Annotated in this window: 18 protein-coding genes and 1 riboswitch; of the genes, 11 read left to right on the forward strand and 7 right to left on the reverse strand. The window is 63.8% G+C overall.

The genetic code is table 11. The features are described from left to right. Positions 1-15: 15 nt before the first annotated feature. A complete protein-coding gene (locus AC1DN9_RS04555; protein ID WP_478097711.1) occupies positions 16-642 on the reverse strand; it encodes a hypothetical protein in 627 nt (208 codons plus the stop codon). Positions 643-744: 102 nt separating this feature from the next. Then, positions 745-814, forward strand: a riboswitch (S-adenosyl-L-homocysteine riboswitch). 63 nt (positions 815-877) lie between these two features. On the opposite strand from AC1DN9_RS04555, the gene ahcY reads away from it, so the two are divergent. Genes ahcY through AC1DN9_RS04575 form a run of 4 tightly spaced genes read left to right on the forward strand, consistent with a single transcriptional unit; the run spans position 878 to position 4599 of the window. Further along, a complete protein-coding gene (gene ahcY / locus AC1DN9_RS04560) occupies positions 878-2311 on the forward strand; it encodes an adenosylhomocysteinase (protein ID WP_478097713.1) in 1434 nt (477 codons plus the stop codon). A gap of 20 nt (positions 2312-2331) precedes the next feature. Continuing rightward, complete coding sequence (locus tag AC1DN9_RS04565) at positions 2332-3129, forward strand: TlyA family RNA methyltransferase (protein ID WP_478097715.1); 798 nt, start codon at positions 2332-2334, stop codon at positions 3127-3129. Continuing rightward, positions 3107-3940, forward strand: a complete 834-nt coding sequence (metF, locus tag AC1DN9_RS04570; protein ID WP_478097718.1) for a methylenetetrahydrofolate reductase [NAD(P)H] — start codon at positions 3107-3109, stop codon at positions 3938-3940. The genes AC1DN9_RS04565 and metF overlap by 23 nt, the downstream gene beginning before the upstream one ends. Further along, positions 3937-4599, forward strand: coding sequence for a septal ring lytic transglycosylase RlpA family protein (locus AC1DN9_RS04575; protein WP_478097720.1), 663 nt, complete (start codon positions 3937-3939; stop codon positions 4597-4599). The genes metF and AC1DN9_RS04575 overlap by 4 nt, the downstream gene beginning before the upstream one ends. Before the next feature lie 26 nt (positions 4600-4625). Here AC1DN9_RS04575 and AC1DN9_RS04580 read toward each other — a convergent pair whose 3' ends face one another. After that, positions 4626-5534, reverse strand: a complete 909-nt coding sequence (locus tag AC1DN9_RS04580) for a 23S rRNA (adenine(2030)-N(6))-methyltransferase RlmJ (RefSeq protein WP_478097722.1) — start codon at positions 5532-5534, stop codon at positions 4626-4628. 192 nt (positions 5535-5726) lie between these two features. Between AC1DN9_RS04580 and rplM the strand changes: the two genes are divergently transcribed. The 4 genes from rplM (at position 5727) to mdtD (ending at position 8544) form a co-directional block, all read left to right on the forward strand. Then, a complete protein-coding gene (rplM, locus tag AC1DN9_RS04585) occupies positions 5727-6158 on the forward strand; it encodes a 50S ribosomal protein L13 (protein WP_478097724.1) in 432 nt (143 codons plus the stop codon). A 12-nt stretch (positions 6159-6170) separates the two neighbouring features. Then, positions 6171-6563, forward strand: coding sequence for a 30S ribosomal protein S9 (rpsI, locus tag AC1DN9_RS04590; protein ID WP_478097726.1), 393 nt, complete (start codon positions 6171-6173; stop codon positions 6561-6563). A gap of 121 nt (positions 6564-6684) precedes the next feature. Next, complete coding sequence (erpA, locus tag AC1DN9_RS04595; RefSeq protein WP_007827949.1) at positions 6685-7050, forward strand: iron-sulfur cluster insertion protein ErpA; 366 nt, start codon at positions 6685-6687, stop codon at positions 7048-7050. 75 nt (positions 7051-7125) lie between these two features. Beyond that, positions 7126-8544 carry a multidrug transporter subunit MdtD gene (mdtD, locus tag AC1DN9_RS04600; protein WP_478097728.1) on the forward strand — a complete coding sequence of 473 codons (1419 nt, stop codon included), beginning with the start codon at positions 7126-7128 and terminating at the stop codon, positions 8542-8544. A gap of 19 nt (positions 8545-8563) precedes the next feature. Here mdtD and AC1DN9_RS04605 read toward each other — a convergent pair whose 3' ends face one another. Together AC1DN9_RS04605 and AC1DN9_RS04610 are read right to left on the reverse strand one after the other, a co-directional pair. Then, positions 8564-9676: an anhydro-N-acetylmuramic acid kinase gene (locus AC1DN9_RS04605; RefSeq protein WP_478097729.1), complete on the reverse strand. Its 1113-nt coding sequence runs from the start codon at positions 9674-9676 to the stop codon at positions 8564-8566. Positions 9677-9724: 48 nt separating this feature from the next. Beyond that, positions 9725-11074 carry a peptidoglycan DD-metalloendopeptidase family protein gene (locus AC1DN9_RS04610; RefSeq protein WP_478098135.1) on the reverse strand — a complete coding sequence of 450 codons (1350 nt, stop codon included), beginning with the start codon at positions 11072-11074 and terminating at the stop codon, positions 9725-9727. Between the two features lie 160 nt (positions 11075-11234). On the opposite strand from AC1DN9_RS04610, the gene tyrS reads away from it, so the two are divergent. Further along, positions 11235-12467: a tyrosine--tRNA ligase gene (tyrS, locus tag AC1DN9_RS04615; protein ID WP_478097731.1), complete on the forward strand. Its 1233-nt coding sequence runs from the start codon at positions 11235-11237 to the stop codon at positions 12465-12467. Here the strand turns inward: tyrS and AC1DN9_RS04620 are convergent, their stop codons facing one another. Next, complete coding sequence (locus AC1DN9_RS04620; protein WP_478097732.1) at positions 12468-13073, reverse strand: OmpA family protein; 606 nt, start codon at positions 13071-13073, stop codon at positions 12468-12470. After that, positions 13073-13585, reverse strand: coding sequence for a FecR family protein (locus AC1DN9_RS04625; protein WP_478097734.1), 513 nt, complete (start codon positions 13583-13585; stop codon positions 13073-13075). The genes AC1DN9_RS04620 and AC1DN9_RS04625 overlap by 1 nt, the downstream gene beginning before the upstream one ends. A gap of 130 nt (positions 13586-13715) precedes the next feature. On the opposite strand from AC1DN9_RS04625, the gene AC1DN9_RS04630 reads away from it, so the two are divergent. After that, on the forward strand, positions 13716-14651 hold the full coding sequence (locus tag AC1DN9_RS04630; protein ID WP_478098137.1) for a cation diffusion facilitator family transporter: 936 nt from the start codon (positions 13716-13718) through the stop codon (positions 14649-14651). Continuing rightward, entirely contained in the window at positions 14648-15091 is a 444-nt protein-coding gene (gene dtd / locus AC1DN9_RS04635) for a D-aminoacyl-tRNA deacylase (protein ID WP_478097736.1), read from the forward strand. The genes AC1DN9_RS04630 and dtd overlap by 4 nt, the downstream gene beginning before the upstream one ends. Before the next feature lie 12 nt (positions 15092-15103). On the opposite strand, the gene ybeY is transcribed toward dtd, so the two are convergent. Then, complete coding sequence (ybeY, locus tag AC1DN9_RS04640) at positions 15104-15556, reverse strand: rRNA maturation RNase YbeY (protein ID WP_478097737.1); 453 nt, start codon at positions 15554-15556, stop codon at positions 15104-15106. Position 15557: the final 1 nt, after the last annotated feature.

Genomic DNA, 15557 nt, shown 5'->3' on the forward strand with positions numbered 1-15557 from the left:
CGGCCGACACCGCATTTACATGGGCGGCGTGAATCCGTTGCGGCCCACGAGCAGGCTCGAGGCGGTCGGCTTGCCATCCTTCACTTGCACCGAGACGACGACCTTTGCGCCCTGGACCAACAGGGCCGACTGATCGTCCTGCGCGGGCTTGAAGGTGACGATCGGCGTGCCGGGCGGGACGATCACGGTCTTTTCGCCATCCGCGTACTTGAGCGTCAGCTTCAGGCCGCCCCGTCCCGAGGAGGGCGCCGCGCCCAGCGATGAAACAGTTGCGTTCGTCATCGTGCCGTTGGGCATGTAGTCCCAGGGATAGAAGCCTTCGCCGGTCCCGCGCATGGATTCGGGGAAGACGAGCACCTCGACGGCGCGCTGGGTGCCATCGGGCTGCGGCACCGAACCGGCACCGACGAAGCTGTTGGCCTTGATGGCGGCCGGCGTCAGGGGGAGCACCTCGAGGACGCGCAGGTTGGCGGGGCGCGCCATGGTGACGACTTCGCCGCCGCGGTCCTTGACGGTCAGGGAGTTCGCGTCGACGTGCACAAGGACGCCCCGCACGCGCGCGGCTTGCGCCCAGGCAGCCGCCGGCACAACGACCGAGGCGGCAATCACGAACGAAGTGACAAGAACTCGGGCTTTGAACATGTTGTAACGCCTCTGACGGCAGTGGTTCCAGGGAAGCGTTGAGTCTAGGACTGATCAAAAAGTGCTGCTGGCGACGCTTCGCCGCCAAGCGCTAAAATGCGCCGTTCCGAGGAGCGTTGCAGCGCCGCCAGGCGTGAGGCTCGGACCACCATCGCAACCACGCTCACCCGCTGTTCTCGCGGTGAGTCCTTTCCCCGAACGCAGTGGCATCTTTCAAACTTGCTTTGGAGCCAACATGAGCGCCGTTCTCAAGAACCCGTCTTCCACCGACCAGGCCATCACCGACATTTCCCTTGCCGCCTGGGGCCGCAAGGAAATCCGCATCGCCGAAACCGAAATGCCCGGCCTGATGGCCATCCGCGAAGAGTTCGCCAAGAGCCAGCCGCTCAAGGGCGCGCGCATCACCGGATCGCTGCACATGACGATCCAGACCGCCGTGCTGATCGAGACCCTGCAGGCGCTGGGCGCCAACGTGCGCTGGGCTTCGTGCAACATCTTCTCGACGCAGGACCACGCCGCCGCCGCCATCGCCGCTGCCAGCACGCCGGTGTTTGCGATCAAGGGCGAATCGCTGGAGGACTACTGGGACTACACCCATCGCATCTTCGACTTCGGCCCCAAGGGTTCGGCTGGCGAAGGCCCCAACATGATCCTGGACGACGGCGGCGACGCCACGCTGCTGATGCACCTGGGCCAGCGCGCCGAAAAGGACCAGAGCGTTCTCGCCAACCCGACCAGCGATGAAGAGCGCATCCTCTATGCGGCCATCAAGGCGAAGCTCGCGGTGGATCCGACCTGGTACACCCGCAAGTCGGCCGAGATCATTGGCGTGACCGAGGAAACCACCACCGGCGTCCACCGCCTGAACGAGATGAGCGCCAAGGGCACGCTGCTGTTCCGCGCCATCAACGTCAACGACTCGGTGACCAAGAGCAAGTTCGACAACCTCTACGGCTGCCGCGAATCGCTGGTGGACGGCATCAAGCGCGCGACCGACGTGATGATCGCGGGCAAGGTTGCCTGCGTGGCCGGCTACGGCGACGTGGGCAAGGGCTCGGCCCAGGCACTGCGCGCATTGAGCGCCCAGGTGTGGGTCACCGAGATCGACCCGATCAACGCACTGCAGGCCGCGATGGAAGGCTACAAGGTCGTCACCATGGAATATGCCGCCGACAAGGCCGACATCTTCGTGACCACCACCGGCAACCGCGACGTGATCCGCCACGAGCACATGCTCGCGATGAAGAACCAGGCGATCGTCTGCAACATCGGGCACTTCGACAACGAGATCGAAGTGGCATCGCTCGAGAAGTACGAGTGGGAAGAGATCAAGCCCCAGGTCGATCACATCACCTTCCCTGATGGCAAGAAGATCATCCTGCTGGCCAAGGGCCGTCTGGTGAACCTGGGCTGCGGCACCGGTCATCCGAGCTTCGTGATGTCGTCGTCCTTCGCGAACCAGACCATCGCGCAGATCGAACTCTTCACCAAGCCTGATGCCTATCAGGCCGGCAAGGTCTATGTGCTGCCCAAGCACCTCGACGAAAAGGTCGCCCGCCTGCACCTGAAGAAGGTCGGCGCCATGTTGACCGAGCTGACGGACGCACAGGCTGCGTACATCGGTGTCGACAAGAACGGCCCCTACAAGCCGGACACCTACCGCTATTGAGCGGACACGGACGTAGCGCTTTGCGCGCGGATCAGTTGCTCGTCGAACGCGGCCTTGCTGCGTCGCGCTCGCAAGCCGTTCGCCTCATCGCGGGCGGATTGCGCTGGCGCGACGGCACGACCTGGCGCGTGGTCGCCAAGAACCGTGACGAGATACCCGAGTCGGCGGAGCTGGAACTGCTCGATCCTGCCGAGGCGCGCTACGTCTCGCGCGGCGGACTCAAGCTCGAAGGTGCGCTCGGCGAGACGGCGATCGACCCGCGCAGCAAGCGCTGTCTCGATGTCGGTCAGTCGACCGGCGGATTTACCGACTGCCTGCTGCAGCAAGGTGCGGAGCACGTCATCGGCGTGGACGTGGGGCATGGGCAACTGCATCCGCGCATGCAGGCCGACGCGCGCGTGACTGCCGTCGAAGGCGTCAATGCCCGCGCACTGCGCGCCGACGACTGGAGCTCGCTGTCACCCGCGGATTCGGATTTCGATCTGATCGTGGGCGATCTGTCCTTCATCTCGCTCACGCTCGTGCTGCCGGCTTTGACACCGCTGCTCAAGGCCGATGGCGATCTGCTGATGCTGGTGAAGCCGCAGTTCGAGCTGCAACCGGGCCAGGTCGGCAAGGGCGGTATCGTGCGCGATCCCGCGTTGTACGCCGTCGTCGAGCAGCGACTGCGCGATGCCTGTACCGCGCTCGGCCTGCGCGTCGTGCGATGGCTGGACAGCCCGATCGCGGGTGGCGATGGCAATCGCGAGTTTTTCATTCATGCCGTTCATGCGAATGGCGAACAAGGAGCCGGCCGTGCGCCTTCCGCTCAGTTTTGAATTCTTTCCACCGAAGACACCCGAAGGGGCGGTCAAGCTGAGGGCCGTGCGGCAGCAGCTCTATGCGCGGGAGCCGCAGTTCTGCTCGGTTACCTACGGTGCTGGCGGCTCGACGCATGACGGCACCTTCGGCGCGGTTCGCGAAATCCTCGGCGAAGGCGTTGACGCCGCTTGCCATTTTTCGTGCATCGGCGCGACGAAGTCGACCATCCGCACGCAACTGGCGGAACTGAAGGCGATGGGCGTCAAGCGCCTCGTCGCATTGAGAGGCGACCTGCCCAGTGGCTACGGCATCGGCGGCGAATTTCTCTACGCCAGCGATCTCGTCGCCTTCATTCGCGCCGAGACTGGTCGCGATTTCCATATTGAGGTGGCGTGCTACCCCGAAGTGCATCCGCAGGCTCGTTCGCCGCAGGCGGACCTGCAGGCTTTCGCGGCCAAGGTGCATGCCGGGGCAGATTCGGCCATCACGCAGTATTTCTTCAGCCCCGAGGCGTATTGGCGTTTCGTCGACGATGCGCGTGCCATGGGCCTCGATACGCCGATCGTGCCGGGCATCATGCCGATCACCAGTTCGACGCAGCTGATGCGCTTCTCCGACGCCTGCGGCGCCGAGATCCCGCGCTGGATTCGCCTTCGGCTGCAGAGCTTCGGCGACGACACCGCATCGATCAAGTCCTTTGGGCTCGACGTGGTCGCCGCCCTGTGCGAGCGCTTGTGCGCAGGCGGCGCGCCAGCGCTGCATTTCTACACGATGAACCAATCGGTCGCGACGCTGGGCGTACTGCAGCGTCTCGGTTGGAGCGAATGAGGTCGGGCGTCCGGCTCGGAAGATTCGCGGCGGCGGCGATCGCGGCGGTCTTGCTTGCAGCCTGCTCGACGCAGGGATCATCGCCGGACGGTACCGCCGAGGGAACGGGGTTCAGGCTTCGTCCTCTGGCGAAGCAGCCCGCGCTGCCGCCCGGTGCGCCGCCGCGTTCCCAGGTGCCCTCGGTGCGCTACGACCTCGCCGTGTCGGGCGCGGGCGAACTGCCACCGGACGACGGCATTCCGGGTGACCGCGAGATCTTCGAGCGCGGTGGCGCATCGTGGTACGGCATCCAGTTCCATCAACGCAAGACGGCCAGCGGCGAGCGCTTCGACATGACGGCGCTGACGGCCGCTCACAAGACCTTGCCGTTCAACACCCGCGTCTGCGTGCGCAGCCTTGTGAATGGCCGCGAGGTGCTGGTTCGCATCAACGACCGCGGCCCTTACGCCGCCGGGCGCATCATCGACCTGAGCCGCGCCGCTGCCGAGTCGATCGGATTGCTGGCATTGGGAATCAAGCAGGTCGCGCTGTCGATCGTGGACAAGGACACGGACAGTTGCGCCGGCGAGGCGGTCGGCCCGGCAGATCCGCCGTCGGATGCGGCGCAGAAACCCGCACCGAGGCCGACGCTCAAGATTGCCCCCCGCAAACATCGCTAAGGGGTGGCAGCACGACGTGGGTAGGATCAACCGCCGCCGCTATCGAGCGAAGATGCCGCGTGGCGGTCCTGCGCCAAGCGCTCTGCCATCTGGGGCAGCGCCGCTGCGAGCAGCGGCTTCAACGTGTACGGTGGGTTGATGAGGAACATTCCGCTGGCCGGCAGTCCGGGCCGGTGCTTGGTGCCTGATGCGTCGGTCACGATCTTGCTTGACTTGACGGTCAGCGTGGCATGCAGCCACGATTTGCCGGCCTTCGTGGCCAACGTCTTCAGCCGTCGCGGCAGGTCGTGCGCCTCGGGGCGAGGAATGATCGGATACCAGATGGCGTAGGTGCCGGTCGCAAAACGCTTGAGCGCTTCGGTCACGAAATCGAGAACGCGCGCGTAGTCGCTCTTGACCTCGTAGCTGGGATCGCAAAGCACCAGCGCGCGCCGCGACGGCGGTGGCAGGAACTTCGTCGCGCTGCTGAATCCGTCGTCCCGCAGGATGGTGATCTGGCGTCCGGCATCGAGTTGCGCGATGTTGGCATCGAGGGTGCGGGCGTCCGTCGGATGCAACTCGAACAGTTTCAGCTTGTCGTGGTCGCGCAGCAGATGGTGCGTGATGAAGGGCGAGCCCGGATAGATGCGAGCGCCACCCTTGGGGTTGAAGTCCCGGACCACTTCGAGGTAGCGCGCCAGAGCATCGGTGAGGGGGGCCGTATTGGCCGGTGCAAGGGTCGGCTCGGAAAGCAGTCGCAGGACGCCGTCGACTGCTTCGCCGCTGGTCCCCGCATAGTCGCCGTCGAGGCGGTAGAGTCCCGCGCCGGCGTGCGTGTCGACCACCGTGAGAGCGGCGTCTTTCTCGAGCAGGTGGTCGAGCGTGGCAATCAGCACCGTGTGCTTGAGCACGTCCGCATGATTGCCGGCGTGGAAGGCGTGGCGGTAGCTGAACATCCCCCGATGGTAATGGGCCGGCTCTCAATCAGGGGGAGTATTGGTGCTTTACAGCAATGTTTCATATAATCGCGGGCTTCGCAGCGTTTTTGTGGCCCCGCGGCGAAGGCGAAACACCCACCTAAGAGATTCCCGCCAGAGGAACACCGACCGTGGAAAAGGGCCCGCCAAACCCTCTTCAAAGAGAAACTCATGACCAAAACGTTCAGCGCCAAACCCGCTGACGTGACGCACGAGTGGTTTGTGATTGACGCGACCGACAAGGTCCTCGGACGAGTAGCCAGCGAAGTTGCTCTCCGTTTGCGCGGCAAACACAAGGCCATTTACACGCCTCACGTCGATACCGGTGACTTCATCGTCATCATCAACGCAGCCCAGCTGCGCGTCACCGGCGCCAAGCCGATTGACAAGGTGTACTACCGCCACTCGGGTTACCCGGGCGGCATCACGGCCACCAACTTCCGCGACATGCAAGCCAAGCACCCAGGCCGCGCCCTGGAAAAGGCCGTCAAGGGCATGCTGCCCAAGGGTCCGCTCGGTTACGCGATGATCAAGAAACTCAAGGTGTACGGTGGCGCAGAGCACCCGCATGCCGCCCAACAGCCCAAAGTGCTGGAACTGTAAGGAGCCTTGAGAATGATTGGTGAATGGAACAATGGCACCGGCCGTCGCAAATCCAGCGTCGCCCGCGTGTTTCTGAAAAAGGGCACCGGCAAGATCACGGTCAACGGCAAGGACATCCAAGAGTTCTTTGGCCGCGAGACCTCGATCATGATTGCCAAGCAGCCGCTCTTCTTGACCAACAACGTCGAAACCTTCGACATCATGGTCAATGTGGCTGGCGGCGGTGAGTCCGGCCAAGCCGGCGCGACCCGCCACGGCATCACCCGCGCGCTGATCGACTATGACGCGTCGCTCAAGCCAGTGTTGAGCCAGGCTGGCTTCGTGACGCGCGATGCGCGCGAAGTGGAGCGCAAGAAGGTCGGTCTGCATTCCGCACGCCGCCGCAAGCAGTTCTCGAAGCGCTGAATCACAGCCTTTTTGGGCTTGTTGCTCGAACTGTCAAAAAACCGCCTCCGGGCGGTTTTTTGTTGGTTGAAGTAGCATCCAACGATCGGCCGCATGTTCGGCCCCACAGGAGTCCTCTCAAATGAGTGCCGTTGCAGAAAACATTCAGACCCAAATGCCTGAGCCGATCGTCTTCACCGACAGTGCGGCAGCCAAGGTCGCCGATTTAATCGCCGAAGAAGGCAATCCCGACCTCAAGTTGCGCGTGTTTGTGCAGGGCGGCGGGTGCTCGGGCTTCCAGTACGGATTTACCTTCGACGAAATCACGAACGAAGACGACACGACGATGACCAAGAACGGCGTGTCCTTGCTGATCGACGCGATGAGCTACCAGTATCTCGTCGGCGCCGAGATCGATTACAAGGAAGACCTCCAAGGTGCGCAGTTCGTGATCAAGAATCCGAACGCTACCAGCACCTGCGGCTGCGGATCGAGCTTCTCTGCTTGATGTGTCCGGTCTTTCCGTGTCTTTTTTGAAAGCCGCCCTCGGGCGGCTTTTTGCTGCCCGCCTTTCCGTGGCCGCATGACCGTTTCGGAATCCCCGCCCAAGAGCCTGCTGTGGCTCGTGGCCATCGGCTTCTTCATGCAGACGCTCGATGCCACCATCATCAATACGGCCTTGCCGGCGATGGCCACGAGCCTGGGTGAGAGCCCACTGCGCATGCAGTCGGTCGTGGTGGCCTATGCGCTCACGATGGCCATGCTGATTCCCGCTTCCGGATGGATGGCGGATCGCTTCGGGACGCGCCGGGTGTTCTTCTTCGCCATCGTGCTGTTCGTCGCCGGGTCGGTGCTGTGCGCCATGTCGCGCGGCATCGATCAACTGGTGGCGGCGCGCGTGATCCAGGGGATGGGCGGAGCCCTCCTGCTGCCGGTGGGGCGCCTGGCGTTGCTTCGATCGGTGCCGCGCGCCGAGTTCCTGGCGGCGATGAGCTTCGTCGCCGTTCCGGGACTCATCGGTCCATTGCTGGGGCCGACGTTGGGCGGCTGGTTGGTCCAGTACGCGTCATGGCATTGGATCTTCCTGATCAACGTCCCCGTGGGGCTTGTCGGATGTTTTGCCACGCTGAGGGTCATGCCGGATCTGCGTGCGGCCGACAGGCGGCGTTTCGACGGTGTCGGCTACGCACTGCTGGCTTTCGGCATGGTCGCGATCTCGTTGGCAATCGATGGCGTGTCCGGTCTCGGCTTGCGGCAGGTTGGGGTGTTGGTGCTCCTGGTGTTCGGCTTCGCGAGTATCACGGCTTATTGGCTTCACGCCGTGCGCCGCCCCTATCCGCTCTTCGAGCCGGCTTTGTTTGGTATTCCGACGCTCAGCATCGGCTTGCTGGGCAACCTGTTTTCGCGCCTGGGCAGTGGCTGCATGCCGTTTCTGATACCGCTCTTGCTCCAGGTCTCGATGGGGTACTCGCCGCTGCGGGCGGGTCTCATGATGTTGCCGATCGCGCTCGCCGGCATGGCCATGAAGCGCTTTGCAACACCGTTGATCACGCGATACGGCTACCGCAAGGTGCTGGTCGTCAACACCTCGCTCGTGGGCCTCTCGATGGCGAGCTTCGGGTTTGCGACGCCCCAGCAGCCGGTCGCCCTGCACATCGTCCAGCTGATCGCTTTCGGCGCAGTCAATTCGCTGCAGTTCACGGCCATGAACACCATCACGCTGAAGGACCTGGACGGAAGCATGGCCAGCGCCGGCAACAGTCTTCTGTCGATGGTTCAGATGCTGGCAATGAGCCTGGGCGTGGCTGCGGCCAGTGCGGTCCTGTCGGGCTACACCGGCATTTTCGGCAGCGAGACGCCGGTCGCGACGCTGCATGCCTTCGAGGCCACATTCGCCAGCATGGGATTGGTCACTCTAGCCTCGGCGCTGATCTTCTGGAACCTCCCGCCGGAAGCGCGTGCCGTTCAGCCGGCGCAGCCCGAGGTTTCCGGACAGGGCTGAAGCCGGCTGGGCAAATGGCTCAGGCGGGGTAGATCGCGCCGAGAACGCGCGCGCCGCGCGCGCCGGTCACGCTGGCGAGGTTGCCAGCTTCGCTTCGAATGGTGCTGCGTGCCAGCCACGCAAAGGCCGCCGCTTCGACTTCCTGGGGCGGCAGACCGCGCTCGGCGGATGAGACGACGTCCACGGCCGGGAGCAGTGTTTTCAGCCGGGACATCAGGTGAAGATTGAGGGCGCCCCCGCCGCAGACGATCAGCAACTGGCTGTCAGCGCCGTGGCGTTGCAGATGCTCGGCGCACACGCGTGCAGTCAACTCCGTCAGGGTCGCCTGCACGTCGGCAGGATCGGCATTCGACGTGCCCAGAATCGAAGCCAACCAGTTTGGGTTGAACAAGTCGCGTCCAGTGCTCTTGGGTGGTGGCTTGGCGAAATACGGGTCGTCGAGAAGGCGTTCGAGGAGATCCGGCAACACCGTTCCGCTGGCTGCCCATTGGCCATCGGCGTCGAAAGGCTGGCCGATGTGGGCCTGGCACCAGTGGTCTATCAGCGCGTTGCCCGGACCGCAGTCGAATCCCAGCACCGTGCCAGCGCTGGCCGGAAGTACGCTGAGATTCGAGATCCCGCCGATGTTCAATACCGCGACAGCTTGATCGCTGCGGGCGAACAGCGCGCGATGAAACGCAGGCACCAATGGCGCGCCTTGCCCGCCGGCGGCAAGGTCGCGACTTCGGAAATCCGCGACGACCGGGATGCCGGTCAGCTCCGCGAGCAAGGACGGGTTGTTGATCTGCAGGGTGTAGCCGACATCGTCGAACTCTCCGGGCCGGTGTCGCACTGTTTGGCCGTGCGCGCCGATGGCAACCACGGCGTCGGCGGAAAGTTCGGCGTCCGCCAGCAATTGCCGAACGACGCCAGCGTACGCCCGGGCCAGTCCGTTGCCGGCCAGTGCGGCGCGATGCAGTTCGTTATCGCCGCCGGGCGTATTGAGAGCCATGAGTTCGGACCGCAATCCCACTGAGAACGGCGCAGCGGCGTACCCTTGCACCGCGATGCGCCCTTCGGAGAAATCGGCAAGGACGCCATCAACGCCGTCCATCGAAGTGCCCGACATCAGGCCGACGAAGAGTTCAGCCATTTTCGGGTCGGTTCAGGTGAATTCGTCGGGCCGCCGCCAAGACAGTGTTCAGTCGGCGCTGGCCTGGACGACCGCGAAGGCGGCTGACAGCTCGGCCTGTGTCGCGACGGCAAGACGATCGAATGCGGGGCGCGCCGAAGCAGTGATGGGCGAGCCGCCGCCCTGTTGCGCAATCGTGGACGGATCCTGGTAGTCGCCGTTCACACGGAATTCGAAGTGAAGGTGCGGCCCCGTGGCCCAGCCGGTCGAGCCGACCGCTCCCAGTGTCTGACTCTGGCTGATACTTTGGCCGACCTTGACGTCGATGCGGCTCAGGTGCGCGTACGCAGTTTCCTGATTGGTGCGGTGCTTCAGGATCACGATGTTTCCGTAACCGCTCTGCGTGCCCGCGAATTCGACTGTACCGTCGCCAACGGCCCGAACGGGCGTGCCCGTGGGGGCGGCGAAGTCGATGCCGTGGTGCTGGCGCCAAGTATTCAGGATGGGGTGCATCCGCATCGCAAAGCCGCTCGACACCCTCGAAAACTCGACCGGTGATGAGAGATATGCGCGGCGAAGGCTATCGCCATTTGGCCGGTAATAGCCGCCTTTCTGTCCGGGCTCCTGGTACCACAGGGCCTGATGCAGCTTGCCGTTGCTCTCGAACTCTGCCGACAGGACTCGACCGTTGCGCAGTGTCTGACCGTCGGCGTCGAAGGTTTCGTAGACGACAGCGAAGCGGTCACCCTTGCGCAGGGATCGGAAATCGACATCGCCGGAGAAGATGTCGGCCAACTGGCCCGCCACCGAGTCGGGAATGCCTGCATCGTCGGTCGCCGCGAATAGCGAGGTGCGCACGGTGCCGCTAGCGAGCCGCGATCCCGGGGTCAGGGCGTCGGTTTCGGTTCGTGCGGCAAAGCCGCCAGGCGTCTTCTCGATCACGAGCCGCTTGAAGCCGCCGTCGCCGTCCGGAATCCAGCGCGCGCTGAGCTTCTGCAGCGCATTTTCTTGCGTGGCTTCGGCGGTCACCGTACGGCCAGGGCGGCTTAACAGGGCGGCGCGGGCTTCGGGGTTGGTGCGGACGAATGTCGCTGCGGAGGTGTCGGCGATCCCGAGGCGCTGCAGCAGGGCCTCTGCTGTATCGCTGGAACGGGTGATTTCAGTGCGAAACAGGGTGAAGCTATAGCTGTCCAGGGCTTCAGTCTGTTCGGCGAAAGGGAGAGGTGTCACCGCCTCGAACACCTGCTTCACAGGTATCTTGGCCGCGTCCGGGCCCAGCGAGGCAACAGCAAAGGCACCGCCACCCGCGGACAGAAGCACTGCGGCGATCGCTGCCGTGATCTGCTTCGGATATGTCCGAAATGTGTAAGCCACGCGCGAAGCAATCAGCTCCTCGGCGGCAAGAATGCCGTTGATCAAAACTTCGAAATTCCAGCTCAGGTTCTGCAAATCCGTGCTGCGAGGGCCGTGTCGAACGGGCGGCAGGACGGTGCGGGGAAACAGCGCCGCTTAGAATTCGACGCTTGAAATGTCGGGCTGAGTATAGCTTCGGCCATAGAAAAATCAGCCCAAAATTGCCATGTACGCCGCTTCTGTTACAACATCAAGTATCTCCGAAGGTGTAGGACGGGCGCTCGAAATTTCACTTCGTGGAACTGACGAGTTGCTGCCCCAGGACGAATGGGTGCGAAAGCTCCAGCGGTCCGAGGCAACCGGGGCACCGCTGCGAATCAAACTCGGCCTGGACCCTACGGCGCCGGACATCCACATCGGTCACACGGTGGTGCTCAACAAGATGCGCCAGCTCCAGGATCTCGGTCACACCGTGATCTTCCTGATCGGTGATTTCACGACCACCATCGGGGACCCGTCCGGCCGCAACAGCACGCGGCCGCCCCTGACCCGTGAGCAGATCGAAGCCAACGCCCAGACCTACTACCGTCAAGCCAGCTTGGTGCTGGACCCCGCCAAGACCGAAATCCGCTACAACTCCGAGTGGAGTGATCCGCTCGGCGCGCGTGGAATGATCCAGCTGGCCGCCAAGTACACCGTGGCGCGCATGATGGAGCGAGACGACTTCAGCAAGCGTTTCAAGGCGGGCCAGTCGATTTCGGTGCATGAGTTCCTCTATCCGCTGATGCAGGGCTACGACTCGGTGGCGCTCAAGTCCGACCTCGAACTTGGCGGCACCGACCAGAAGTTCAACCTCCTCGTTGGCCGTCACCTTCAGCAGGAGTACGGGCAAGAGCCGCAGTGCATACTCACTATGCCACTGCTGGAAGGCCTCGACGGCGTCGAGAAGATGTCGAAGAGCAAGAACAACTACATCGGGATCAGCGAGGACCCGAACACCATGTTTGCCAAGGTGCTGTCCATTTCGGACACGCTCATGTGGCGCTGGTACACGCTGCTCAGCTTCAAGTCGCTGGCCGACATTGCGGCGCTCAAGGCCGAAGTCGAGGCGGGCCGCAATCCGAAGGACGCCAAGGTTGCCTTGGCCAAGGAAATCACCGCACGCTTCCATAGTGCAACGCTGGCCGACGCAGCCGAGCAGGATTTCGTCAACCGCAGCAAGGGCGGTGTGCCCGATCAGATCCCGGAAGTTGCCTTGACCGGCGCTCCGCTGGGTATTGCGCAACTGCTGAAGCAGGCGGGGCTCGCGCCTTCGACGTCCGAGGGTAACCGCCTGATCGATGGTGGCGGCGTGCGGGTGGACTCGAGCGTCGTCAGCGACAAGGCCTTGAAGCTGGACGCCGGCAGCTACGTCGTGCAGGTCGGCAAGCGCAAGTTCGCTCGCGTCAATCTGAGCTGATCAGCGCACTTCGATGGTCACGCGACGGTTGCGTGGCTCGTCGACTTCATCCGGTGTCTGGATGGCAAGTTCGCGTTCGCCTCGTCCGACGGCTTCGATGCGGTTCGGCGGGAATCCGCGGTCGAGGAAGATCTGGCGTATCTGCGCGGCGCGACTGCGAGAGAGTTCGTCATTGCGCGCGACGGACCCGACCGTGTCGGTGTAGCCCGTCACCACGATCTCGCCTCCGCTGCGCGCCAGGGCCGCGGTCAGTGCCTCGCTCATGGCGACTTGGGACTTCGCGGTGAGCACCGTTTCGCCCGCCTCGAAGTACACCGTATAGCGCTGCACCGGTGGCGGCATCAGATCGAAGAGCTCTTTGTTCTCGGCCTTCACGCGGCTGGGATCCGCCTCGTCGACGACGGGTGCGCCCCGTGCCCCCACGGCTGCCGTTGCGCGTTGATAGGGCTTGGAGAGGGTTTCCTCTCCGTCCTCGGTGCTCACGACCACGGCAGAAGGCTTGCCGTCTGCTTGCGGCAACAGCACGACGCGTGTCCCGGGGGTCGAACAGGCCGCAACCAGTGCGGCCAGCAGAATCGCGACGACGAATGAAAAGCGGCGGAGCATCACGGTTGCGCGTCTGTCTGAACGATGAAGTCCGTACCGCGAATGCCGATCACTGCGGTGGGCGTCTCGACCCGCACCGCATCGGGATGCGTCTTGCCGATCAGACCGGTGACCATGCGCAGCGAGCCGCGCAGGAGCGAAACCAGCATGCCGCCGTCCTGCGTGGTCGAATCGAAATGGAATTCCTTGACATCAAGGCGCGAGGACGGACCCACAACGATCTTCGTGCCGTCGCGCAGAACCACGCTGGCGCCGGAGTCGGGCCCGGTCACCACGCGATCGATCGGGGCCAGCAAGTCGCCCGCACTGGCGACTCGCGACGAACCGTTGGCGCTCAGAAGCTGAACATTGCCTTGCACGGATTTCAGGATGCCGGCGCGCTCTTCGATCGTCACCGGGTTCGAGGTGCCGGCAGCGAAAGGCTTGGTAGCGGGAGATTGCTGCGCCTGGACACCGACGCCGGCGCAGGCAAAAGTGAGGCCACACAGGCCCATGGCAAGACTTTTGTTCACGTATGATTTCGATTTTGGTTCTAGTACGTGCGTCGATAGTACGCGAGTATTAATCGAACCCAGGACGGCAAGGGCGCTCCGCAACAATCGGCCGCGGTTTGAAGCCATTTCTCGGCATTAGTTCTTGTCATTGAACCCCCACATCCTGAAGCTCGCCGCATTGAGCCCCCGGACGCTGCTTCGCGTCTCGGTGGCGGTCGCAGTCATCACCATTCTGTTGAAGGGATGGGCGGCTTACATCACGAATTCGATGGGGCTCATCTCGGACGCCATGGAGTCGTTCGTGAATCTTGCAAGCGCAACTTTTGCGCTGGCCATGGTCACCATCGCAGCTCGGCCCGCGGACGAAGATCATCCATATGGACACCACAAGGCCGAGTATTTTTCCTCGGGCTTTGAAGGCATCCTGATCATCGGTGCGGCCGTTGCCATCGTCTGGGCGGCGGTTGTCCGGCTGCTTTCACCGCAACCACTCGAACAGGTCGGCTGGGGCCTGGCGCTTTCGGTCCTGAGTTCGGTGTTCAACGGCGCGCTCTCGCTGGTGCTGTTCAGGGCCGCGCAGACGCATCGTTCCATCGCGCTGGAGGCGGACGCAAGGCATCTCATGAGCGACGTTTGGACGTCGGGTGCGGTGCTCGTCGGCGTCGCGGCGGTCGCGTTGACCGGATGGCTATGGCTGGACCCCTTGCTTGCCATCGGCGTGGCGCTGAACATCGCGCGCGAAGGTGTGAAGCTGGTCTGGCGATCGTCGCAGGGGCTGATGGACGAGGCGCTTGACCCCGAGGCTCTGGCGCAATTGCAGGCCACGCTCGAACGGTTCGCGGCAGACGTGCCGGAGGGCTCGCAGCTTCGCTTCGACGACATCGTGACCCGTCGTGCGGGCCAGCGGCGCTTTGCCGATCTGCACATGCACGTGCCGGGGGCGTGGCCGCTCCAACGGGCAGCCGGCTTGCGCGATGCGCTCGAACAGGCACTGATGGATGCAGTACCCGGTCTGCGCGTGACCATCCAGTTGCTGCCGTTGGGGATGGAAGCGCGCGCAACGCAAAAGGACCACACACCATGAAGGCGTTGCTGCAGCGCGTTGCCAGTGCCCGGATCGAGATCGCCGGCCGCACTGCCGGTGCCATCGATGCCGGGCTTCTCGTCCTGCTGTGCGCCGAGCGCGGCGATGGCGATGCGCAGGCCGATCGCATGCTGGCCAAGATCCTCAAATTGCGCATCTTCTCGGACGACGCCGGCAAGATGAATCGCAGCGTCCAGGACATCGGCGGTGGCTTGCTGGTGGTGAGCCAGTTCACTCTCGCGGCCGATGTCAGCGGGGGCAACCGGCCGAGCTTTACCCAGGCGGCGGCACCCGACGAAGGGCGCCGACTCTACGAATACTTCGTGGCCCAGGCGCGCGCCGCGCATCCTGTGGTCGAAACAGGCGAGTTCGGCGCCGACATGAAAGTGCACTTGCTGAACGACGGCCCGGTGACCATTCCGCTGCAGATGTCGCCCTGAGGCGATTGCCGATCAGTAAGGATTCTTGATGCCGAGCCGCGCGAGGATTTCGATCTCGCGCGCCTCCATGGCTTCGGCGTCTTCCTCGCCGGTCTCGTGGTCCCAGCCCTGGGCGTGCAGGGTGCCGTGCACCAGCAGGTGCGCATAGTGGGCGGCGAGTGTCTTGCGCTGCTCCTTCGCTTCTCTTGCAACGACGGGGGCACATAGCACCAGATCGGCCATCACGATGGGCGTCTGCGTGTAGTCGAAGGTCAGTACGTTGGTCGCGTAGTCCTTGCCCCGGAACGCGCGGTTGAGCCGCTGGCCTTCATCGGCGTCGACGACCCGGACGGTGATCTCGCCGTCAGCGTCGAGCGCGTGGCGGATCCAGCGGCTCACGCTGTGGCGGGGCAGGGCGGCGCGATGGCGATCCACGCCCTTGAATCTTGCAAACTGCAGCGACAGGGACAAGCCGGCGAGCGCCACG

It is taken from the genome of Variovorax sp. 05L425 (assembly GCF_056397705.1).

Bases quoted from the DNA above. Each gene is read 5' to 3' on its own strand.
- AC1DN9_RS04575 (WP_478097720.1), top strand. From the start codon at position 3,937: ATGAGGTCGGGCGTCCGGCTCGGAAGATTCGCGGCGGCGGCGATCGCG.
- AC1DN9_RS04555 (WP_478097711.1), bottom strand. From the start codon at position 642: ATGTTCAAAGCCCGAGTTCTTGTCACTTCGTTCGTGATTGCCGCCTCG.
- dtd (WP_478097736.1), top strand. From the start codon at position 14,648: ATGAAGGCGTTGCTGCAGCGCGTTGCCAGTGCCCGGATCGAGATCGCC.
- mdtD (WP_478097728.1), top strand. From the start codon at position 7,126: ATGACCGTTTCGGAATCCCCGCCCAAGAGCCTGCTGTGGCTCGTGGCC.
- rplM (WP_478097724.1), top strand. From the start codon at position 5,727: ATGACCAAAACGTTCAGCGCCAAACCCGCTGACGTGACGCACGAGTGG.
- AC1DN9_RS04605 (WP_478097729.1), bottom strand. From the start codon at position 9,676: ATGGCTGAACTCTTCGTCGGCCTGATGTCGGGCACTTCGATGGACGGC.
- tyrS (WP_478097731.1), top strand. From the start codon at position 11,235: ATGTACGCCGCTTCTGTTACAACATCAAGTATCTCCGAAGGTGTAGGA.
- erpA (WP_007827949.1), top strand. From the start codon at position 6,685: ATGAGTGCCGTTGCAGAAAACATTCAGACCCAAATGCCTGAGCCGATC.
- rpsI (WP_478097726.1), top strand. From the start codon at position 6,171: ATGATTGGTGAATGGAACAATGGCACCGGCCGTCGCAAATCCAGCGTC.
- AC1DN9_RS04580 (WP_478097722.1), bottom strand. From the start codon at position 5,534: ATGTTCAGCTACCGCCACGCCTTCCACGCCGGCAATCATGCGGACGTG.
- ahcY (WP_478097713.1), top strand. From the start codon at position 878: ATGAGCGCCGTTCTCAAGAACCCGTCTTCCACCGACCAGGCCATCACC.
- AC1DN9_RS04620 (WP_478097732.1), bottom strand. From the start codon at position 13,073: ATGCTCCGCCGCTTTTCATTCGTCGTCGCGATTCTGCTGGCCGCACTG.